Here is a 21,517-nt window from a genome sequence, read left to right as displayed (position 1 = left end):
GCTCAGCGTTGCGGCGCCGGCTCGTCGATCTGGGCGAGGTGGTCGGCGACCTTGACCGGCTCCGGCAGCACCTTGCGCTCGACCAGCCAATCGGCGGCCTTCTGCAGGTCAGTGACGAACTGCTTGTCGTTGACGGAGAAATAGCGGTATTTGCGGTTCAGCGCGATGAACTGGTCGCGGATCTGATCGCTGTATTTGCCGGCCTTCTGCGCGATGTATTCGGCGTCCTTGCTGTTCTCCGAGATCCATTTGCCCTCGGCGCGAAACGCCTCGTTGACGGCGCGTACCAGGGCCGGATTCTCGGTCGCGAACTTGCGGGTGGTCAGATAGGACGTGTAGTCGATCTGGAACTCGAGATCGCGGCCTTCCAGGAAGATGTCGTGCGCCTTGTAGTCGAGCCGGGCGATATCGACGCCCGGGCTCCACATCGACCAGGCGTCGACCTTGCCCGAAGCCAGCGCCGGCGCCGCGTCCGGCGGATTGAGGTAGACGAACTTGACCTTGGAGCGGTCGACCTTGTGCTTCTCCAGCGCGGCGACCAGTAGGAATTCGCCGAGGCCGGAGCGGTTGACGGCGACCGACTTGCCGACGAGATCCTCGACCTTGTTGATGCCGGAATCATCGCGGGCGATGATCGCTGTCGTGCGGGGCTCGTAGACGACGAATTGCGTAAACACCAGTGGCGAGCCGGCAATGATCGCGGCCAGCGCCGGCGTGGTCGAGCCGCCGAAGCTGAAATCCGCGGTGCCGCCGGTGACGGCCTGCAAGGTCGGGGCGTGGTTCGGGAACGGGCCGAGCCATTCGACCTTGATGCCGTCCTTGGCGAGCAGCTTCTCGAACTCGCCGCGCTCCTTGGCGATCAGGTTGAGGCCCGAGAGACCCCAGGTGAGACGCACCGTGTCCGTGACGCGGCCGGGCGCGGACCATGCGTCATCCGTCAGGGTGAAGCCGGCGAGCGCGCCGATGCCGAAGGCGGCGGTGCCGAGGAACTGGCGGCGGGAGAAGTCATCCGAAGACATGTCGATCCTTCCGAAAATCAATCGTGAGCGTGTGAACCGAGCACACCGAGTTCAGCCAGCAGGTCGCCGCGGGCGACCGTGCCGCTGCGATCCGCGCGGTGCTCGAAGGCGATCCGGCCGTCGCGCATCACCAGGATGCGATCGGCGAGCACGATCGCTTCGTCGACGTCGTGCGTGACGAGCAGCACGCCGGGACGATGGTTGGCGACGAGCTCGCGTACCAGCGCGTGCATGCGGATGCGGGTCAGCGCGTCGAGCGCGGCGAACGGTTCGTCGAGCAGCAGCAGCTCCGGCTGCTGCACCAGCGCACGAGCGAGCGCGACGCGCTGCGCCTGGCCGCCCGAGAGATTGCGCGGCCAGTCGTCGAGGCGGTCGCCCAAGCCAACCTCTGCCAGCGCCGCGGCGGCGCGGGCGCGCGCGTCGGGCACATCGAGACCGAGCGCGACGTTGCGCCACAGGCTGTCCCAGGGCAACAGGCGATGTTCCTGGAACACGACGGCGGGCCGGCGCGGCCCGATGATGCGGCCAGCCTGGATCGGATCGAGCCCGGCCAGCGCGCGCAGCAAGGTCGTCTTGCCGCAGCCGCTCTCGCCGAGCAGCGCCACGAACTCACCGCGTTCGATGCGAAGATCGAGGCCTTCGATGACGGTACGCTCGCCATAGGCGCGGCGCAGACCATTGACGATCACCGCAGGCGCGGTGGCGCCCTGCAGCGGCGGCGCGAACTGGACCGTCATCGCGCCGCTCCGTAGTTCGGATGCCATGCGAGCAGTCGTCGCTCCAGCCAGCGTGCGATCAGGTCAGCCCCGACTCCGATCAGGGCGTAGATCACGATCGTCAGCACGATGACGTCCGTGCGCAGGAACTCGCGGGCATCCATGGCGAGGAAGCCGAGGCCCGACTGCGCGCCGATGGTCTCGGCGACGACGAGCGCGAGCCAAGCGGTCGCTAGCGCATAGCGGACGCCGGTGAGGATCGAGGGCAGGGCGCCGGGCAGGATGATGCGGCGGATCAGCTGCAGCGTCGACAGCGCCTGGACCCGGCCGAGTTCGAGCAGCTTCGGATCCACCTGGCGAATGCCGAGCGTGGTGTTGATGTAGATCGGGAAGGTCACGCCGAGTGCAACCAGAAACACCTTCTCGGCCTCGCCGACGCCGAGCCAGACGATCACCAGCGGCAGCATGGCGAGGAACGGGATCGCGCGGATCATCTGGACGCTGCGGTCGATCAGCGCTTCGGCGATTCGCGAGAAGCCGACGAGAATGCCGAGCGCAAACCCGATGGCGCCGCCAATCGCAAAGCCAGCGGCTGCGCGCAGCAGGCTGACGCCGAGATCGTTCAGCAGGGTGCCCTGCGTCGTCAGCTTGAAGGCCGTGCGCATGATCTTGCTTGGCGCCGGCAGGACTTGCGGCGACAAATAGCCGCCCTGCGCCGCCGCTTCCCAGATCACGATGAGGAGGGCGGGCGCGAGCCAAGACAGGGCCTGCAGCGTCGCCGAGCTCAGCGCGCGACGCCTGTCCGCGCTGGGGCGCGCGGCGTCACGATTGGTCTGCGGCAGCTCGATCGTCCCGGCAGCTTGTTCGAGATTGCTCAAGAGTGCGTCGTCCTCGCGATGTCATGCCTCTGCCGATCGAGATCACTCGGCAGATCTGTAGATCGGATGCGCGCAGGCGGCCGTGTCACGCCGCCTCGTTGCACGCCGGCAAACTGTCCCACGAAACATGGCTGATCGAAATAGAGCCGTTTTCCAATTGTTGTCAGGCCTGGAGGTTTTCGATTTCCCGCGCGGGCCAAAAGCGGCAAGAACTTCTTTTCGAGATTTGTTAGTACGTGCTCTGGGGAGCGCGCTGCGTTGGGACGACGATGCGCGACGCTGATATCGGAAGGCTCGACATGACACATCCGCTTCGTTTCGGCATCTGGGCCTTGGTGCATGGCCCGCGCGCGGCGCATCAGGATCCGGAAGAGCCTTATGATGCCTCCTGGGAGCGCAACCGCGATCTCGTGCTGAAGGCCGAGGCGCTGGGGTATGATTCGACGCTGGTGGCCCAGCACACGATCAATCCGCACCAGGAGGATCTCGATCAGCTCGAGGCCTGGAGCGCAGCAGCGGCGCTCGCAGCGCTCACCAGCCGGATCGAGATCATCGCCGCGATCAAGCCGTATCTGTATCATCCCGTGGTGCTCGCCAAGATGGCGCTCGGCATCGAGAACATCAGCCGCGGGCGTTTCGCCATCAATCTCGTGAATGCCTGGAACAAGCCCGAATTGGAGCGCGCCGGCATCGGCTTCGCCGAGCATGACGAGCGCTACGCCTATGGACGAGAATGGATCTCGGTGGTGTCGCGGCTGCTGCAGGGCGAGCGCCTCACGCACAAGGGCCGCTATTTCGACGTGCAGGACTACGCGCTGCGGCCGAAGGATCTCTACCAGGTCCGGCCGCGGATCTATGTCGGCGGCGAATCCGAGCCGGCGCGGTCGTTGGTCGCCGGTCACGGTGACGTCTGGTTCATCAACGGCCAGCCGCTCGCCGACGTCTCCGGCCTGATCCGCGACGTTGCGGCGCGGCCGAGAGGTGCGGCGCCGCCGCTTCGCTTTGGCCTATCGGCCTTCGTGATCGCACGTCCGACCGCGGCGGAGGCGGAAGCTGCGCATCAGCGGCTGCTGCTTCTCGCCGAGAAGGACGCGCCGATGAAGGCGATCCAGAAGCAGAACACCGACCCCAAGGTGGTGATGATGCAGACCATGCAAAAGAGCGCGCGCGTCGGCAGCAATGGCGGTACGGCCGCCGGGCTGGTCGGCAGCTATGAGGAGGTCGCCGACCGCGTCATCGACTTCCACGCCGCCGGCATCGAGCTGTTCATGCTGCAGTTCCAGCCGTTCGAGGCCGAGATGAAGCACTTCGCGGACGAGATCATTCCGCGCGTGCGGCAGCGACAGCGCGATCTTGGTCTCGCGACGGCCGATTCCGGCCGACGTGCGGGGTGATCTCGCCTGCGAAGCGCGCGGAAGAACTGATTGCTTTGTGAAGTTCGTTGCGCGGGGAGATATTCGCTCACCGTCGCGCCACATTCGAAAATCCATTTCATTGACGATGTGGACGGGCGAACGCATCATCCATTCATCATTGGGGCGCTGACGACAGCGCACGGTCAACGAGACATCGAGGCATTCCGCGGATGGAGTGCGGGCGCCATGCGCCTGCGCATAGGCGGAGCGTTGTCGGCAGGAGAGGGTGATGGATAACACGGAGACGACAAGCGCTTTGAGCCGGCGTCGGCTGCTGCAGGCAGGCGCCGGAGCCGCGTTGGTGGCGCCGTTCGGCGGCCTTGCCGCGCAGGCTCTGTCCTTGCGAGCCGCGCCGGAGATCGACTTTCAGCAGTTTCCGATCTGCCGGACGGCGGCTGAAGTGCCAGCTCTCACCGGCGCGCCGCGCAAGCTGAAACTGTCGTGGAATGCCGGCGCGGTGTGCCTGACGCCGGTTCCGGTGGCGATCGACCAGGGCCTCTTCAAGAAGTACAATCTCGATGTCGAGCTGATCAACTACTCGGGCTCGACCGATCAGCTGCTGGAAGCCATCGCGACCGGCAAGAGCGATGCGGGCCTCGGCATGGCGCTGCGTTGGCTGAAACCGCTGGAGCAGGGGTTCGACGTGAAGATCGCCGCCGGCACCCATGGCGGCTGCATGCGGGTGCTGGCGCGCAGCGATTCCGGCATCACCAAGCTGGCGGACCTCAAGGGCAAGACGGTCGCCGTCGGCGATCTCGGTGGTCCCGACAAGAACTTCTTCTCGATCCAGCTCGCGCGGCTCGGCATCGATCCGGTGAAGGATGTCGATTGGCGCGTCTATCCAGGCGCCGTCGTCAACGTCGCCGCCGACAAGGGCGAGACGCAGGCGTTCCTGGCGTCCGATCCGCTCGCTTATCTCTGGCTGAAGGACCCGGCCTACAAGGAGGTCGCCTCCAATCTCGACGGCGAGTATCAGAACCGCGTCTGCTGCATCCTCGGCCTGCGTGGCAGCCTCGTGCGAGAGGAGCCGCAGGTTGGCCGCGCTATCACGCAAGCGCTGCTCGATGCCGCGATGTTCACGGCGCAGAACCCGGTCGAGGCGGCGAAGTCGTTCCAGCCTTACGCGCCGAAGCAGGCGACGCTCGCCGATCTCGAAGGCATGGTGCGCTATCACACCCATCATCATCATCCGCATGGTGCTCCGCTGAAGCAGGAGCTGAAGGCCTATGCCGACGACCTGAAGGTCGTCTCCGTCTTCAAGCCCAGCACCGACACCAGCAAATTCGCCGAGCGGATCTATGTCGACATTTTCTCTGTCTGACGTCGCCGCCGGCGAGCTCGCGCGGAGCAGCTTGCTTGCCGACAAGCTCCGCGAGGTGGCGCCCGGCATTGCCGCGGCGCTCGCTTGGGCCGCCTTCGGCGCATCCTGCCTCGTCCGCGAGGACATCGGTGACTGGTCGCGCACGACCGATCTCGCGGGCGCCGGATTTGTCATCGCGGCAATCCTATTGTTGGCCAGTCTTGCCGCGCACCTGCTCGGACGTGCGGGTGTCGGCGTGCGCAAGCGAAGTCCCTGGTTCATCGCGCTCGGCGTGTTCCTGACGCTGTGGGAGCTTGGCACCGCGAAATACGCCTGGCTGCCGCTGCCGTTCTTTCCGCCGCCGCAGGCCATCATCGAGGTCTACACCGACGATCTGCCGAAGCTGCTCGACAGCGTCTTCGCGTCGATCAAGCTGCAGCTCGGCGGCTACCTCATCGGTGCCACCATCGGCTTCGTCACGGGTGTCTCGATCGGCTGGTCGACGCGGATCGGCTACTGGGTGCATCCGGTGCTGCGCTTCATCGGACCGCTGCCGGCCACGGCATGGCTGCCGATCGCCTTCTTCAGCTTCCCGACCAGCTGGAGCGCGTCGACGTTCCTGATCGCACTCGCCACCGGCTTCCCCGTAACAGTGCTGACATGGTCCGGCGTCGCCAGCGTGCCAACCGCGTACTACGACGTCGCGCGGACGCTCGGCGCCAAGCCGTCGTTCCTGGTGCTGAAGGTCGCAGTCCCTGCGGCGCTGCCGCATGTGTTCGTCGGCCTGTTCATGGGCCTCGGGGCCTCCTTTGCGGTGCTGGTCGTCGCGGAGATGATCGGCGTCAAGGCCGGTCTCGGCTGGTACCTGCAATGGGCGCAGGGCTGGGCGGCGTACGCCAACATGTATGCAGCGCTGCTGGTGATGTCGCTGCTCTGCTCTGGCGCGATCACGCTGCTGTTCAAGACCCGTGACCGCGTGCTGGTCTGGCAGAAGGGTGTCGTGAAATGGTAGCCGTTGCGGAAGCTCGACGGGCGGCGTTCCCGGGTGCCGCGATCGACATCGCCCATGTCGACCATGCCTTCGACATCGACGGCGCCGAGCTGAAGGTGCTCGACGATGTCAGCCTGATCGTCGAGCCCGGCGAGTTCGTCGCGTTGCTCGGGCCCTCGGGCTGCGGCAAGTCGACCTTGTTGCGTCTCATCGCCGGCCTCGACAAGCCGCGCAGCGGCGTGCTGCGCGAGGACGAGATCAGCATCAGGGGACCGCATCCCTCGCGCGTCGTCGTGTTCCAGGACCCGACGCTGTTTCCATGGCGCACGGTGCGGGACAACGTTGCGCTGGGACTGGAGGCGCAGGGCATCCTCAAGAAGCAGCGCCATCGTGTCGATGCGGCGCTCGACCTGGTCGGGCTGTCCGACTTCCGCAACGCCTTTCCGCATCAGCTCTCCGGCGGCATGGCGCAGCGCGTCGCGCTGGCGCGGGCGCTGGTCAACGATCCCAAGGTGCTGGTGCTGGACGAGCCGCTCGGCAAGCTCGATTCGCTAACCCGCATCGCGATGCAGGCGGAGCTCGTGGCGCTGTGGCAGCGCAAGGGTTTCACGACGCTGCTGGTCACCCACGACGTCGAGGAGGCGCTGGTGCTCGCCAATCGCGTCATCGTGCTCAGCGACCGCCCCGCGCGCATCAAGGCCGACATCGTCGTGGACAGACCCTATCCGCGGCATCGCGGTGATCCGCATCTTGCCGATCTGCGCCGGCAGATCCTTGGGCTCCTCGGCTTGGAGGCAACATGGTAGCCGCCATCGAAAGCATCGCGCCGCGCCCGGCCGGTGCAGTGGACGACGAAGAGCTGATCGCACGAGCCCTGCGGTTCGTGCCTGTCTTCGCCGAGCGTGCGCCGGCGCATGACCGTGACCGCAGCTTCCCGTTTCAGAATTTTCAAGACCTGTTCGACGCGGGCCTGCTGTCGCTGACCGTGCCGACCGCGCTTGGCGGGCATGGCGCCGGCGCACGTCTCACCGCGCGCGTGCTCGGGATCATTGCCGAAGCCGATCCGTCGACGGCGCTGGTGCTGGCGATGCACTACATCCAGCACTTGGTGATGGCGCGGCACCAGGAGTATCCGCCGCGGCTTGCGCGCAAGCTCGCGCGGGAGTCGGTCGAGCGCGGCGCGCTGATCAACACGTTCCGCGTCGAACCCGCGCTGGGCTCGCCGTCGCGCGGCGGCCTGCCGGAAACGATTGCGCGGCGCACCGACACCGGCTGGCGGCTGAGCGGCCGCAAGATCTACTCGACGGGTGCGCCGATCCTGAGCTGGTACTCGGTGTGGGCCAAGACCGACGAGGCCGATCCCCGGCTTGGACTCTTCCTGGTCCAGGCCGGACTGCCCGGCATCAGCATTCTGGAGACCTGGGATCATCTCGGCCTGCGCGCGAGCGGCAGCCATGACGTCGTGTTCGATGACGTCGTGATCCCGCTGGACCATGAGATCGAGCTGCGCAAGCCGGAGGGCTGGCGGGTGCAGAACCCGACGCAGGCGCTGGTTCACGCCGCTTTCGTCGGCGCGATCTATGACGGCGTCGCGCGCGCCGCACGCAACTGGATCGTCGACTTCCTGAGGACGCGGACGCCGTCGAGCCTCGGTGCACCGCTCGCGACCTTGCCCCGGGCGCAGGAGGTGCTCGGCGCGATCGAGGCGCGGCTACAGGTCAATGCGCGGCTGATCGATAGCGTGGCGCGCGATTTCGACGAGGGCAGGGTCGTCAGCCCGGTCGAAGGCAACGTCATCAAGCTGACCGTCACCAACAATGCGGTGGCGGCCGTCGAGGACGCGCTGTCGCTGTCGAGCAATCACGGCCTCAGCCGCGCCAACCCGCTCGAGCGGCACTATCGCGACGTGCTGTGCGGCCGCGTGCATACCCCGCAGGACGACGCCACGCGGATCGCCGCCGGCCGTCTGGCGCTTGGACTCTGAGAACCTGAGGAGAGAGGACACATGTCCGAGATCGAATTCATCGGCTTCATTTCCAACAACAACTCGTCCGAGACCATCGTCCGCAAGGGACCGGTGCTCGACCCCGTCCACATCGAGACGGTGGCGAAGGCGCATGAGAATGCCGGCTTCGACCGCGCGCTGCTCGCGTTCCACTCGACCTCGCCGGACAGCCTGCAGGTCGCCCAGCATGTGCTCGGCGTCACCTCGAGGCTCAACGTGCTGATCGCGCAGCGACCGGGGTTCACGTCACCGACCCTGCTGGCGCGGCAGTTCGCGGTGCTCGACCAGTTCTCGCGAGGCCGCGTTGCGCTGCATGTGATCACCGGCGGCAATTCAACCGAGTTGCGACAGGACGGCAACACGCTCGACGACAAGGAGGCGCGCTATGCGCGGACAGCTGAGTTCCTCGACATCGTCCGCGCCGAGTGGACCAGCGAGAAGCCGTTCAGCTATGCCGGCAAGCACTATCAGGTCGAGAATGCATTCGCGCAGGTGAAGCCGTATCGGAAAGAGGGCATCCGGATCTATTTCGGCGGCGCCTCCGATGCCGCGATCGATGTTGCGGGCCGTCACGCCGACACCTATGCGCTGTGGGGCGAGTCCTATGCGCAGGTGCGTGAGCAGGTCGCCCGCGTCAGCGCGGCCGCCGCCAGGCACGGCCGGCCGGCGCCGCGCTTCTCGCTGTCGGTTCGGCCGATCCTCGCCGAGACCGAGGAGAAGGCCTGGGCCAAGGCGCAGGAGATTTTGGAGCGCGCCACCGCGCTGCAGGATCAGACCGGCTACCGCAAGCCGGCCGACGGACATGCCACGGATGGCGCCAAGCGGCTGCTGGCGATCGCCGAGCAGGGCAAGCGGGTCGACAAGCGGCTGTGGACCGAGATTGCCAAGCTTACCGGCGCCAACAGCAACACCACCGCGCTGGTCGGCACGCCGGAGCAGGTCGCCGACGTATTCGGCGATTACTACGATCTCGGCATCAGCCATTTCCTGATCCGTGGCTTCGATCCGCTGATCGATGCCATCGAGTACGGCCGCGAGCTGATCCCCGCGACGCGCGAGCTGATCGCGCGGCGGCAGGGCGCGAAGGGAGTGGCCGCGGAATGAAGCGCGTTCTGCTTGCCGCGGGTGTTCTGCTCGCGTTCACGGCTTCCGCCTTCGCGCAGGCGACCCTGCGCGTCGGCGACCAGAAGGGTAATGCGCGCGCCGTCATGGAGGCAGCGGGCGTGCTCAAGGACGTGCCCTACAGCATCGAGTGGAAGGAGTTCGTCGCCGCTGCGCCCTTGCTGGAAGCGCTGAGCGCGGGCGCCATCGAGACCGGGCTCGTCGGCGACGCGCCCTTTACCTTCGCTGCCGCCTCGGGCGTGCCGGTCAAGGCGATCGCCGCCATTCGCCAGACCCAGGAGGGTCTTGCGATGCTTGTGCCCGAAAGCTCGGCCATCAAGAGCTTCGACGACCTCAAGGGCAAGAAGATCGCAACCGGCCGCGGCTCGATCGGACATCAACTGGTGCTGGCGGCACTGGAGTCACGCGGCTGGACCACCAGCGACATCCAGCTCGTGTTCCTGCCGCCCTCCGATGCCAAGGTCGCCTATACGCAGGGCTCGGTCGATGCGTGGTCGACCTGGGAGCCGTATGTGAGCCAGGAGGAGGTGCTGTTCAAGTCGCGCCGCATCATCACCGGCGAAGGACTGACGCCCGGCCTGAGCTTCCAGGTCGCGACCCCCACCGCCATCAGGGACAAGCGCGCGGCGCTCGAGGACTTCGTCCAACGGCTTGCGGCGGCGCGTGCGTGGTCGCTCGGCAATGTCGAGAGCTATGCCGAGACCTGGGGCCGGCTGATGAACATTCCGTCCTCCGTACCACTGAACTGGCTCAAGCGTGCGAAGGTGCGCATCGTGCCGGTCGACGATGCCGTCGTCGCCGACGAGCAGAAGACGATCGACCTCTACAGGCGCACCGGCCTGATCAAGGAGCGGCTCGACGCGGCCGGCATCCTCGACCGTTCGTTCACTGCGGCGATCGCGAAGGGGGCGGGGCTTTGAGCTGTCAGCGCGTCACGTGATCTCACCGAACACACGTGACTCTCGGCGGCGTCGGCCGCTGAAAACCATAGCACCCTTCAGCGGTGATCCCACCGTCAGCCTCCACGCTATCAGGCTGACCTTCCCGTAACCGTCCCGGCCCGCGCCGGTGAACTTGGTGCCACACCAGCTACGCCACGTCACGCGGCACGATCGCGGCGCCTCCGCGAACCCGGGAGAAAAGGAGCCCGCTCCGATCCTCGATAGGTAGAGTGCCAAGACGCCTTAACTTGGCTCCCCGCCGTCAAGCGCTGCGCAGACGGCTAGGTCGGCATTGTCGACGGCAAGCGACCCATTCAGTGACTTGGAGCCTGTTGCTGCGCTTCTTGAACGCCCAGTGCGCTAATGCCTTGGGCTGGCGAACAGAGTCGCTTCCAGTCCGATGTGGTCCGAGAGGTAGTCTTGCGGGCCGGGGGTGACGATCCAGCGGATGCGTGACTTGAAAGCGCGCCGGCGCACACGCGAGACGTCGAGATTGAAGCCGTGAACCGCAGTCGCACGTTCGATGAACAGGTAGTCGATCCTGGATCCGGTCGGATTCGCATCGTCCGGCTGCATTTCGTCGCAGTAGTAATCGACATTGTCCGACATCGTCGGCGTGGCAATGGCCGGATCATAGGCTTGCCGATATGCGTCGCTGGCGCGATAGACCTTACAGTTGGTATTGAAGTCGTTGTAGATCGGCTCGTCGCCGTCGCCGTGACGGTCGGTCAAGCCATCGCTTTTCACCGTATCAAACGGTACGGTCCGCAGGTCATAAAAGCCGGCCTGCCCCATCGCCGCGACCAGGTTGTGGTACTCGTCGGTGTCCGCGCCGATGTTGAGATCTCCGGCGACAATGGCCACGTTGGGTGGAAGGTGCGTCGCCTTGATAAATGCAATCAACTCGTCAATCTGCCTGCGTCTGACGTCGATCTTCTCCGCGTCGGTTGGGCCAGGCGGCAGAAGGCCGCCATCGCCGGCATAAAGATGCGTCGAATATAGCTCGATCGCACCGAAGCCAACCGGGATACGCGTGAGTTGCACCCCTTTGTTCGCCCATTTGTCGGAATCGAACATGTAGCCCATCTCGCATCCGCCGGGCATGACTCGCGACACGCCGTCCGCCGCATAGACATGCCCGCCCCCATTTTCAATTGTCCGCGTTGGGCTGAGTACGAGGATCCCACTCTGCAGCTGCTTGTAGGCAAGGGAGCCGGCCGGTCCGTCTAAATGCTGCGCGTTGCCATGTGCCAGGATCGTATCCCTCGTATCCTGGTCCCAAGCCTCGATCAGCGATACGACGTCGTAAGCGAACACCCTTCGGCCGATTTCGTCGGCGCGCTCCGGGATAACCGGCTCTTCCTTGGCAGTTACTTCGAACACGCCAAGCACCGGCGCGACCAGCTGCATCAGCGCCTCAAATACGACCTCCTCCGGGATCGAGAAGAGGCTTATCAGCCAGTCGAGGTCGGAACTGAGATGTTCGATGATGTATCCGCCGAGCGAGAGGCTGTCGCCCACCAGCTTGCAAGTGCCGTTCAGCGGGTTGGCGGGCACGCCGCAGATTTCCACGATCGGCGGGAAGATGCGATCGCAGACATCTCCGACATCGGCCCCAATCATCTCCAGCGTCTTGCCGATGAAGTCAGCCGACGATACCCCAAGACAAGCCACGAAGTGGCCCACCCCTCCTGCAGCGGCGACGAGCTCCTTGACTCCGACCTTCGCGCGCAGGCACCAGATGTTGTAGTGCAAGAATGAAATTCGTGTTGTGGAGGGGCCCGACAGGCGCCAAGCTGCGTCGGCAAACGAAGCCGTCGGCAGGGTCATTCCCGGTGCCGCTCCCGGGTAGCGCAGCCTGGACAAGAGGCTGTGCATCGATTGCGGCGGGTAAAGTGCGTCGGCCTGCTGCGCGAGTTGATTGAACGACGTGGTGGGCATGCGCGCATCCTCCTGACTGGTGAATCAGCTTGCCTGGAACCGGTAGGCGAGCGTTGGCCAGGACAGCCAGCGTTCCGGCGCCCGTCTGACTTCCTGTTCGATCTTCTGGTTCACCCAGGCAGCGAGATCCTCCGGCTGCTTGCCGGGGGTGGGCAGTGTCGCCACCACTTCCACACGGTTGTCCCTAGGCGCTATCAGCGCCAGCGTGTAGCCGTTGCCGATCGCAAGCCTCAGAATGGCGGCCGGGGTCTTGGCGGGGCGCCCGAAGAATGGGCTACGGACGAACTCGGTGCCCGGATGAATGTTGTCCATCATCGCGAACACGTTGCGGCCTTCGCGCATGTACGCGGCGAGCGCCGACGCACCGCCTTCGGCCCGAAAGTTCAGTGTGGTGCCTGCGTCCTTTAGCTCGGAGAGCCAGGGAGCATCATTCGATACCAGAACGACCACATGCTTTTTTTCCGCAGTGCCGAGCAGGCTCGCAAGCTCCGGGAAGTACCATCCGACAATCAGCAACTTCTCCGATGCCGGCAGGTTCACATCGATCTGCCGTGTCTTCCATGCACTTAGATTGCCCATTGCCTCGAGCCAGGCCTGCTGATGAGCCGAGCTGAAATCGGCGCGGGCTCGAGGATGGGGGGCGGCGAGCAGCTTGCCTGCCCAGGCGAAGGCGTGGTCCGCGCAGGCCGGAACCGACCTCGCGACTGCGTCTACCTTCAGTCCGTGAATGCTGCTCAGGACGGTGTGCAGATCATTGGGCATTTCAAGACCCCGCCAGTTCGCATGTTCTGAGCGCGGCCTAGCGCGCGCCAAAACATCCTGTCTCGCAGCTAACGATCGCAGGCGCCAGCCGATCGACCGTTGACGTGAATCAAGCCGCGGCGGCCGAGTTGAAGATATTTGAAAGCACATCTTCAGCGTGAGGCAGCGAACATGACGAGCGACATCAAACTCACCGACACGTCGGTCATCCTAGAAGGATCAACGACTGTGCTGCAGAGCGGCAACGTCAGGGTTCCCGTCGACGCGCAGGGCTATCCCGGCATGCTCAGAATCGAGTTTGACGGCGCGGAGGCCCACGCGGGACGTCTCTTGCTAGCCCCGGCTTGGTTGGGGCGAGCGATAATGGCATGCAACGTCGAGACCGTGCAACTCCAGAGCCCGAAAGTGCCTCCGGCGGCGCGCGCGGCGCTCTCTCACTCCCAGGCTGACGAACTTGTTCTCAACGATGGCAAGCATTACGCCGGGGGCGTCTCGATTCACGGTGCAGCGAAACTCGAAGACGTGACCGTTAAAGGCGCCGCGCGGTTCGAGAAAACCGTTACCGCTCCAGACGGAATTGTCGCGGGTGGCGTTACGATCGCAGTCCCCGCACCGCCCGCATTGCAACCGGGTCTATCAGTTGCGAGCTCCCGCACCAGCATGGAGATCAGCTCGTCGACCATTCGTGTGACAACGAGCCATGTTGGGATGATGGGGCATCAACCCGCGCCGGACGTCCTTGACCTGGTCGCGGAGATCCGCAGCCTTCGCGACCGGGTGGCCGCGCTGGAGAAGAAAGCCGGGGTTCCCGTGCCGGCCTAGCCTCAAGAGCCTCCTCGCCTTGGTCGCGCTGTGACAAAGCCACATGCGATTCGTTCGTGTGATCCAACACCGTACTGTCTCGGATGATAGCAAGCGTCATTGAACGGCCGCTCCCGGTGCAGAGCTCGCCTCGGTAAGTAGGATGGGTTGAGCCGAAGGCGAGACCCATCAATCGGATGGTTGGTCAAGATGGGCTTCGCTGCTGCTCAACCCATCCTACGAATTGATCGCTATGGAAAACGCGCCTGATAGCTTGTCGTCATGAGCAATTGATGTGCCTCAAGCGGAGGTCGCAGCTCAAAGGATCGCAGGTCCCGAGCAAAATTCCGCCGGGTCTGACGGTAGTCTATTGATCTTGCATTCGGCCGTTCGTATCCGAGCTCCTGCATTGTTGGAAGCAGCACGGATAAGGTCAAGAGATGAGACCGGTGGTCTTCTATTCATGGCAGCCTTCCGTCGAGGGGAAATCGCGGCTTCATCAGCGATGCGCTCGAACGAGCTATTTGATCTGTCCCGCTGACCAAGGTCGATGCCTCACGGCTGCAAACCATCTCTTGGATTGTCCAGTCATTGGCCGTACGTTGGTGGGCGGTGACGGAATAATGCCCAAAGCAAACACCATGGAGAACAGTTGGTCTGATGGATGAAGACGACCCGAGCGATCAAATCTCCCGGATCGAGGCGCGGATCGAAGAGCTTGCCGAGATGGCCGAGCGGTGTCGAAAGATCATCCTGGCCTCGAGGGTCGTGATCTATGTCGGTGCAGGATTGCTGCTCGGCGCGGTGCTGGGCCTGCTGGGATCCAATGTGGTCGTCGCCCTCGGGGCGATTGCTGCGGTGCTGGGCGGCATCGTGTCGCTCGGATCGAACGTCAGCACATTGCGACAGACCATGGCGGCAATGGCCGCCGCCGAGACGTTTCGCGCCGACCTGATCGGCAGGATCGATCTTCGTCTGGTTGATGACGCGCGCCGAAGCGGATTGCAGCCTCGGTGACTCGCGCCGCCGGGTGTTGCACTCCGAGCGATCCGTTTGCGGGGGGCGGTGACGGTGCGCGAACTGACTACACCGGATCAACGCGACCTGTCGAGCAAAGCGGGTTCAGGTAGGCTGTATCGCCTTGTCGTGCGCAGCCCGAGCTGCTATATATAACGCGCAAGAGTGCTGATCTCGCCGAGTGGCTCGAGACGGTCATGCATCTGTACGGTGAGCGCATTCTGTCGTTCGACATGCGGGCAGCGCGGATCGCGGGCCGGTTGTCGGATCGGACGAGGGGGCCTGGACAGGCGCCGGGCTTCGCCGACATCATCATCGCAGCGACCGCGCGCCGGCATAAATTGACGATCCTGTCGCGCAACCTCGGACATTTCGAGCCGCTGGATGTCCCCGTGCTGGATCCATTTGCGGACTTGCCGTGAACGGCGCGGTCCGGGTTCTGATCGGCAAGTAGCGCGGATTCGGCCTCGCGCGATGCCAATCAGCTCAGCCAATCAGCTTAATTGACGTGAGAGGATGGTTTCGCCGGCGCCCGACCTATCCTACGATAGCAATGAAAAAGAAGACGCAGGGAGTAAACCATGCTCAAGGGGATCGATCCGCTGCTCAATGCCGACGTGCTCTATGCTGTCAGGGCGATGGGGCATGGCGACCGTCTCGTGATCTGCGACAGCAATTTTCCGGCCGATGCGATCGCGCGGCGGACCGTGTTCGGCGAGCTCTTGCGCATCGACAATGTCAGCGCGGCCCGGGCCGTCCGGGCGGTGCTGTCGGTGCTGCCGCTTGACACCTTCGTCGACGATGCCGCGGTCAGGATGGAGGTCGTCGGCGAGCCCGAGGTGGTGCCGCCGGTGCAGCAGGAGGTTCAGGCTGTGATCGACCGCGCCGAAGGCAGGTCCTGGCCGCTGGTCGGCGTCGAGCGGCACGCGTTCTATGAAAAAGCCAAGACCGCCTATTGCGTGATCGCGACCGGCGAGCGCCGGTTCTACGGTTGCTTCCTGTTCAGCAAGGGCGTGATCGCGCCGGACGCGCAGTGAGCATACTCCTGGCCGCGCTCACATGGGTGATGCGCGTCGTGTTCTCGTCGCGTCGCCAGGGCGAGCGCCCGCCGATGCCTAACGGTCGTCGGCGGGAGCGGCCCCGGGGAGAGGCCGGCCCCGCATGTCGCTACGCTCGTGGCGGGCTACGGACCGGCCACGGAGGCGGGAGCTGTTGGCTTGCGGTAGCAAATGGTGGCAATTTATGCTCCCCGGTCTTGGAGCATCCGATGGCATCTGTCGAAAAACTCAGCGTTGCGCTGACGAGCGAGCAGGTCTCAGCCCTCAAGACAGCGGTCGAGTCGGGCGAATATGCCACCACCAGCGAGATCGTCCGCGAGGCGGTGCGCGACTGGCAGCTGAAGCGTGAGCTGTGCCGGGAGGACGTCAGGCGCCTGCGGCAGGCCTGGGGCGAAGGCATCGCCAGCGGATCTGCTGCCAAGGTCGATATGAAGCAGCTGCGCACGGACGCCCGCGACGGCTGAAGGGAGCGAAGCAAGCCTCCCACAATGCCGATTGAGCTGGTCTGGTCCAACCAGGCCTGGTCCGATCTGCTCGACATCTACCTGCTGATCGGGGTCGATCAGCCAGCCGCCGCTGAGCGTCATCTCGACCGAATCGAAGCGAAATTCGAACTGCTGAGATCGCAACCGCGGATGGGCGCCCGCCGTTCCGATCCGCCCGTCCATGCGTATGCTGGTCGAGGCGCCTTACCTGCTGCTTTACCGAACCGTCCCCGACACGGACGAAGGTCCGGTTGACTCCGTTGAAATCATCCGCGTCATCGACGGCGACGACGTCCGACCGACGGCAAATCCGCCCTCATGGCTTTGCGGGTTCGAGTCCTGCATCACCCATCATCCGGCCGCGGCCGGCCCCATGACGTCTGGGCGATGGGCCAAACATAGCCGCCGCCTGAAGGCTCAGCCAGCGCTGTGGTGTCGGCTTTTCGATCGATGTTGATATGGCCGTAGAAGGGCACTGGCGAGTATCGAGCAGATATTGACGGTCTGCGCGCCATCGCAGTCGCCGTCGTCGTCTTGCTTCATCTCAGGGTGAGTGGCTTCAGTGGCGCGGCGTTGCCGCCTCTATTTGCTCTCGGATGGCGTCCGGCTGTAGACCGTCTTGGCCGGATAGGTCGAGTTCGTGATCGTCAGCGTACTACCATCGAGATTATAGATGCTGGCGCCGTCGCGCGCCTTGTTCTTGACGAATGCCGACTTGCTGACGCCGACGACTGTCGCTTCCAATTGCGAGGCCCGGCTGATCTCATAGATGGCGCCGCCCTGATGGCGCGCGCTATTGGCCGTAAACCGGGCTTGCTCATAGCTCACATGCGAGCCGTAATCCTCGTAGGTTGCGCCGCCATCCTGCGATGCCCGATTGCCGGTGAACGAGCACTTCTGACATGTGACGACGACGCCCTCGCGGTTGACGTTGGCGCCGCCATAGACGGCCCGATTGCCTTCAAAGACGGTATCGGAGACCGTGAGATTGGCCTTGCCGTAGGCATAAATCGCTCCGCCTTCGAGTGCTTCGTTGCGCTCGAAGCGGCAATTGTGCAGCGTCATCTTGAATCCGATCGCGGCCTCGCGCGGCAGAAATTTCTTGCCGGCATGATAGGCAAGCAACCCGCCGCCCTTGCCGTTGTAAGTCCGGCCGACCGCGCGACCGTCACGCAGCATCAATCCGTCGAGCAGCGCGTCATCGGCGCCATAGAGGACGTGCGCATATCGATAGCCGCCTTTGGCGGCCCTCGCGCTCAGAATTGTCCGCGCGCCGGCGGCGCGACGCTGCTCTAAGGCAGTTTCAGTGCCGGCAAACCCGCCGTACAGCTTCACGCCGTCGTAGAGAATGAAGGCCGCGATACGGCCGTCCTTCTTGGCAGGCCTGTACGTGCCGGCCTTGATCCAAACCGCCGCCTTCGAGGCCGAGGCGAGGTCGATGGCCGCCTGTAAGTCGGAGAACCCGGTTGCCCAGGAAAGTCCGTCCTGTGCCTTGGCCGGGTTGTCCGGAACGACATAGATGACCGGCGCGGATACGGCCTTGGCGCTGACCGCTGGCCGGATGTACTCGCCCTGATATTCGACCGCGCCGCTGTTCTTCACGTAAATCTGGACGAGTTTCTCGACCAAGCCGTTCTTCAGCAGGAGCGCACCGTCCAAGCCGGGCTGATAACCGCGCGCATAAGCGGGCGCGGATTTAAGGGCAACGGGTTCCAACTCCCCCTTGAGGTTGCTGATGGGGATGAAGTCGGCCAGCGGCAGCGTGCTTCCCGCAGGAGCGAGCGAGCCGACCTCCGACACAATGTCCTCATGCCAATTATAGACCTTACCGACAACGCTGCGGATGAGGATCGGATTGCTGTTCGCACCTGTCCCCTGATAAAGGTCCGGGCCCAACGCGCTGCTGGCCTTGTTGCCCACGATTGTCACGTTGACGAGCAGTGGTGCCGAGCCGCCGTCGTTGCCGACGCCGCCGGCGCTCACGGCCGAGTTGCCTGTGAACAGCGTGTTGAAGACAAGCGGCGACGCGGCAAAGTCGTTGTAAAGGCCACCGCCTTTGTCGTTGCTGCGGTTGCCGATGAAGCGGCAGTTGATGAAGCGCGGCATAGCGCCGAGATCGTTGCTTACGCCGCCGCCGCGCAGCTCGGCTACATTGTCGATGAAATCGACATTGATGAAGGCGGCCTGGTCCGCACCCGCCTTGTGCACATTGTAAACGGCGCCGCCCTTGGGCGAGTAGTTGTTCTTGAAGACGACGTTGCGCACAATGGGGCTGGTCATGAAGTTTCTCATGCCGCCGCCAACGACCATGTCGTTCTTGAGAATGTCGGCCGGCACGAGATGCATGCGGGGCTTGTCCGTCCCGTAAGAATCCGAGACCGTGAAGCCATCCAGAATGGCTCGGTTAGCGCCCATAATAATGGTCTTTGTGTTTTTCGTCTTGTCGCCCTTGCCGATATTGCCGCTGAGTATGGTTACATTCCTTCGAAAATCCCTTTGCTGCCGCGCCGTTTCGTTGCCTGAGAAGCCCCCATAGACGGCGATGTCCTCCTTGAGGACAAATGACTTGGTCTGATCGGTCGCATCGGGATAATACGTGCCACGCGCCACCCAGATTTCGTCGTTCTTAGAGGCCGCTGATAGTGCATCCTGCAGGGATTGGAACGGGGCATTCCAGGCGTGCCCGTCCCCCGCACTCTTACTTGCCTGATTCACGTACCAAGTTTTTCCGGAATCGGCTTGCGAGACGCCCGAAGCTAAGGTGACGATTGCAGCCGCAAAAAGTGCCGTGAAAAGGTGCTTCATCTTCATTCCTAATCGGGAATTGATCCGCGGCGCGTCGGCTGGCTCCGTAGGCGTTCCAGCGAGCAGGGGGTCTCTATCGAGCAGAGCGCAGTTCTAATGTACAGCATGCTCTCGACGTCAATCGTTTGTGTTGATCTGAGTCAATCCGGCGCGAGTTCGGGGCCTTCGCTGCGATTTGGCTCTTTCTGACCTCTATGGGTTGGCTCGCCAGCCTGCGTTGCCATCAGCAGCGAACGGTTCTCGTTGTGGTGAATATGAAGCGGTACGCTGTCGCCAAATATCCGCGGTAAGGCATCTCAAAAATGCCGAGAACATCGCCGGACTGTTAGCAGGTCCGCTTACGCAAATGATGGTCAAAGCCACGATGTGCCTTTCCTCCGCTCGACTCAGGGTAGATCGTAGCAGAAATGCGGCGCGGCGAGATTGCGGGTGACAGTGCACTAAATCGTGCTGCGCCATCCGATGAAGTTGTTTCGTTCGATGGCCGATATTCGTGGTCTGTTCGATGAAGGATGACCAGCTCGCTCTCGGTGCGTTCGCGCCAGCGATTGCGGGATTGCGCTGACGGTGCACTTGACTATCTCGCTGACCAAGGTCGATGCCTCACGGCTGCAAACCATCTCTCGGATTGTCCAGTCATTGGCCGTACGTTGGCTGGCGGAGAGGGAATAGTGCTCAAAGCAAACACCATGGAGAACAGCTGGTCTGATGAACGAGGACGACCTGAGCGATCAAATCTCCCGGATCGAGGCGCAGATCGAGGAGCTTGCCGAGATGGCCGAGCGGTGTCGCAAGATCATCCTAGCCTCGAGGGTCGTGATCTATGTCGGCGCAGGATTGCTGCTCGGCGCGGTGCTGGGCCTGCTGGGATCCAATGCGGTCGTCGCCCTCGGGGCGATTGCCGCGGTGCTGGGCGGCATCGTGTCGCTCGGATCGAACGTCAGCACACTGCGACAGACCATGGCGGCAATGGCCGCCGCCGAGACGTTTCGCGCCGACCTGATCGGCAGGATCGATCTTCGCCTGGTGGGTGACGCGCGCTGAAGCGGATGGCAGCTTCGGTCGCTCGCGCCGCTGGGTGTCGCCCTTCGAGCGATCCGTTTGCGGGGGGTGACAGCGCGCGAAACTGACTTCGCCGGCTCAACGCGACGAGGCTCAACGGGCTTCGGGGAAGCGACGCCGGGGAGAGACCTGTCCCGCATGTCGCTGCGCTCATGGCGGGCTACGGGACTGGTCACGGAGGCAGAGAAGGGAGTCCAGCGCCGGGCGAGCGCCGCGAGACCTCGCCCGGTGCCACGCCGCGGTTTCAATCAGAAGCGGCTCAGCGGCAATTCCAGGTCGTTCCTTGCGCGCAAACCGCGTTCGGGCTGTCACCACCATAGATCTGATAGGGGTATTCGCCTTTGCGGTAATAGCCATAGGCGTGGGGGTTCACTCCGTAGTAGGCGGGCGCCTCGTAATACGCCGGGCCGCCGTAGACCGGACCATCATAGTAATCATAGGCGTCGCGGCTCGCGGCGATCGCAAGACCGGTGCCGATGGCACCCGCCGCAAGCGCCGCGCCGACCGCAGCGCCGCCGCCGCCGTGCCAGCGCCCATTTCGCGCGTCGGCACTGGTCGGGGCCAGGGCGCCGATCGCGAGTGCAGTCAATGAAGCAATTGCGGCCGTGCGGCCGAGCAGAGCTGTTTTGGTCGACATATCAGGCCTCCAGTGAAGTGCGCCGTGATCGGCGGATGTCTCCGGTGTCCGGCTCTGCCAAGAACGGTTGACGAATGTCAGAGCCGAACAAGGCCGGCAAACGGATGATCGATTGCGGTTCTTGATCCGACCTCGCTCGAGGAGCTGGCGACAGTCCAAAGCGAATGTCAGGTCCACCACACTAGAACCGCTGCTGCGCTTCGGAGTTCCGGCCCCGCCCGAACTTCCATGCGATCGGACCGGTGCCGCTGGGCACGCGGAGGAGGGGAATGGCTCATGCTTTGCCGACCCGGCAGCCCGGAGCCAACTCATCACCGTGACGGTGCATTCCAACAACTGAATACGTTTGAAGGGCGTCGATGATGCTGGCCGCTATGACCCGATGAGCTCACGCCATCCCGAGTTGCACGACGGGCAATCTCTGCATGGCGCGCATGCGCCAACTGCCCGTCGAGCCAGTTTGTCGCGGACTCATCACTTGCCACGTCGGGCAAATCACCTCCACATTTCCGCGCATCCCGGCTCGCTGAAGAGGGACGTTTCGCGATCGTCACGAGCGTCG

General features: G+C 64.0%; 21 protein-coding genes. 14 read left to right on the top strand and 7 right to left on the bottom strand.

The annotated features are described in order from the left end of the window. Positions 1 to 2: 2 nt before the first annotated feature. The 3 genes from QX126_RS32515 to QX126_RS32505 are packed head-to-tail and all read right to left on the bottom strand — an operon-like array spanning position 3 to position 2,613. On the bottom strand, positions 3 to 1,019 hold the full coding sequence (locus tag QX126_RS32515; protein ID WP_315786529.1) for an NrtA/SsuA/CpmA family ABC transporter substrate-binding protein: 1,017 nt from the start codon (positions 1,017 to 1,019) through the stop codon (positions 3 to 5). A 17-nt stretch (positions 1,020 to 1,036) separates the two neighbouring features. Next, positions 1,037 to 1,756, bottom strand: coding sequence for an ABC transporter ATP-binding protein (locus QX126_RS32510; protein WP_315786527.1), 720 nt, complete (start codon positions 1,754 to 1,756; stop codon positions 1,037 to 1,039). Continuing rightward, a complete protein-coding gene (locus QX126_RS32505; protein ID WP_315786525.1) occupies positions 1,753 to 2,613 on the bottom strand; it encodes an ABC transporter permease subunit in 861 nt (286 codons plus the stop codon). Before QX126_RS32505 ends, QX126_RS32510 begins: the two co-directional genes overlap by 4 nt. A 299-nt stretch (positions 2,614 to 2,912) precedes the next feature. Between QX126_RS32505 and QX126_RS32500 the strand changes: the two genes are divergently transcribed. The 7 genes from QX126_RS32500 (at position 2,913) to QX126_RS32470 (ending at position 10,366) form a co-directional block, all read left to right on the top strand. After that, on the top strand, positions 2,913 to 4,007 hold the full coding sequence (locus tag QX126_RS32500; protein WP_315786523.1) for an LLM class flavin-dependent oxidoreductase: 1,095 nt from the start codon (positions 2,913 to 2,915) through the stop codon (positions 4,005 to 4,007). A gap of 250 nt (positions 4,008 to 4,257) precedes the next feature. Continuing rightward, positions 4,258 to 5,349 carry an ABC transporter substrate-binding protein gene (locus QX126_RS32495; RefSeq protein WP_315786521.1) on the top strand — a complete coding sequence of 364 codons (1,092 nt, stop codon included), beginning with the start codon at positions 4,258 to 4,260 and terminating at the stop codon, positions 5,347 to 5,349. Beyond that, a complete protein-coding gene (locus QX126_RS32490) occupies positions 5,327 to 6,340 on the top strand; it encodes an ABC transporter permease (RefSeq protein WP_315786519.1) in 1,014 nt (337 codons plus the stop codon). The genes QX126_RS32495 and QX126_RS32490 overlap by 23 nt, the downstream gene beginning before the upstream one ends. Further along, complete coding sequence (locus QX126_RS32485; protein ID WP_315786518.1) at positions 6,334 to 7,125, top strand: ABC transporter ATP-binding protein; 792 nt, start codon at positions 6,334 to 6,336, stop codon at positions 7,123 to 7,125. The genes QX126_RS32490 and QX126_RS32485 overlap by 7 nt, the downstream gene beginning before the upstream one ends. Further along, positions 7,119 to 8,303, top strand: a complete 1,185-nt coding sequence (locus QX126_RS32480; protein WP_315786516.1) for an acyl-CoA dehydrogenase family protein — start codon at positions 7,119 to 7,121, stop codon at positions 8,301 to 8,303. The genes QX126_RS32485 and QX126_RS32480 overlap by 7 nt, the downstream gene beginning before the upstream one ends. Positions 8,304 to 8,324: 21 nt before the next feature. After that, the gene (locus QX126_RS32475) at positions 8,325 to 9,428 is read left to right on the top strand and encodes an LLM class flavin-dependent oxidoreductase (RefSeq protein WP_315739265.1); all 1,104 of its coding nucleotides are present in this window, start codon (positions 8,325 to 8,327) and stop codon (positions 9,426 to 9,428) included. Continuing rightward, complete coding sequence (locus QX126_RS32470; protein ID WP_315739266.1) at positions 9,425 to 10,366, top strand: ABC transporter substrate-binding protein; 942 nt, start codon at positions 9,425 to 9,427, stop codon at positions 10,364 to 10,366. Before QX126_RS32475 ends, QX126_RS32470 begins: the two co-directional genes overlap by 4 nt. A 381-nt stretch (positions 10,367 to 10,747) precedes the next feature. On the opposite strand, the gene QX126_RS32465 is transcribed toward QX126_RS32470, so the two are convergent. Both QX126_RS32465 and QX126_RS32460 read right to left on the bottom strand, forming a co-directional pair. Next, positions 10,748 to 12,328, bottom strand: a complete 1,581-nt coding sequence (locus tag QX126_RS32465; RefSeq protein ID WP_315786514.1) for an endonuclease/exonuclease/phosphatase family protein — start codon at positions 12,326 to 12,328, stop codon at positions 10,748 to 10,750. Positions 12,329 to 12,352: 24 nt separating this feature from the next. Further along, complete coding sequence (locus tag QX126_RS32460; RefSeq protein WP_315786513.1) at positions 12,353 to 13,090, bottom strand: hypothetical protein; 738 nt, start codon at positions 13,088 to 13,090, stop codon at positions 12,353 to 12,355. Positions 13,091 to 13,261: 171 nt separating this feature from the next. Here QX126_RS32460 and QX126_RS32455 point away from each other — a divergent pair, with 171 nt between their 5' ends. The 6 genes from QX126_RS32455 to QX126_RS32430 all read left to right on the top strand — a co-directional run bounded on the left by QX126_RS32455 (position 13,262) and on the right by QX126_RS32430 (position 16,706). Then, positions 13,262 to 13,912, top strand: coding sequence for a hypothetical protein (locus tag QX126_RS32455; protein WP_315712575.1), 651 nt, complete (start codon positions 13,262 to 13,264; stop codon positions 13,910 to 13,912). Positions 13,913 to 14,551: 639 nt separating this feature from the next. Then, the gene (locus QX126_RS32450; RefSeq protein WP_315786511.1) at positions 14,552 to 14,908 is read left to right on the top strand and encodes a hypothetical protein; all 357 of its coding nucleotides are present in this window, start codon (positions 14,552 to 14,554) and stop codon (positions 14,906 to 14,908) included. Between the two features lie 143 nt (positions 14,909 to 15,051). Beyond that, positions 15,052 to 15,330, top strand: a complete 279-nt coding sequence (locus tag QX126_RS32445) for a PIN domain-containing protein (protein ID WP_315786583.1) — start codon at positions 15,052 to 15,054, stop codon at positions 15,328 to 15,330. A 159-nt stretch (positions 15,331 to 15,489) separates the two neighbouring features. Beyond that, entirely contained in the window at positions 15,490 to 15,945 is a 456-nt protein-coding gene (locus tag QX126_RS32440) for an RbsD/FucU family protein (protein WP_315786509.1), read from the top strand. Positions 15,946 to 16,175: 230 nt separating this feature from the next. Beyond that, on the top strand, positions 16,176 to 16,430 hold the full coding sequence (locus tag QX126_RS32435; protein WP_315786507.1) for a type II toxin-antitoxin system ParD family antitoxin: 255 nt from the start codon (positions 16,176 to 16,178) through the stop codon (positions 16,428 to 16,430). Positions 16,431 to 16,454: 24 nt separating this feature from the next. Beyond that, positions 16,455 to 16,706: a type II toxin-antitoxin system RelE/ParE family toxin gene (locus tag QX126_RS32430; protein ID WP_315770961.1), complete on the top strand. Its 252-nt coding sequence runs from the start codon at positions 16,455 to 16,457 to the stop codon at positions 16,704 to 16,706. Positions 16,707 to 17,033: 327 nt separating this feature from the next. Here QX126_RS32430 and QX126_RS32425 read toward each other — a convergent pair whose 3' ends face one another. Further along, entirely contained in the window at positions 17,034 to 19,256 is a 2,223-nt protein-coding gene (locus QX126_RS32425) for a right-handed parallel beta-helix repeat-containing protein (RefSeq protein WP_315786505.1), read from the bottom strand. A gap of 708 nt (positions 19,257 to 19,964) precedes the next feature. Between QX126_RS32425 and QX126_RS32420 the strand changes: the two genes are divergently transcribed. After that, complete coding sequence (locus tag QX126_RS32420; protein ID WP_315770964.1) at positions 19,965 to 20,300, top strand: hypothetical protein; 336 nt, start codon at positions 19,965 to 19,967, stop codon at positions 20,298 to 20,300. A gap of 277 nt (positions 20,301 to 20,577) precedes the next feature. On the opposite strand, the gene QX126_RS32415 is transcribed toward QX126_RS32420, so the two are convergent. Next, positions 20,578 to 20,955 carry a hypothetical protein gene (locus tag QX126_RS32415; RefSeq protein WP_315770966.1) on the bottom strand — a complete coding sequence of 126 codons (378 nt, stop codon included), beginning with the start codon at positions 20,953 to 20,955 and terminating at the stop codon, positions 20,578 to 20,580. Positions 20,956 to 21,517: the final 562 nt, after the last annotated feature.

It is taken from the genome of Bradyrhizobium sp. SZCCHNPS1003, assembly GCF_032381555.1.
Lineage (GTDB): Bacteria > Pseudomonadota > Alphaproteobacteria > Rhizobiales > Xanthobacteraceae > Bradyrhizobium.
This window is presented reverse-complemented; position numbering and strand designations above follow the sequence as displayed.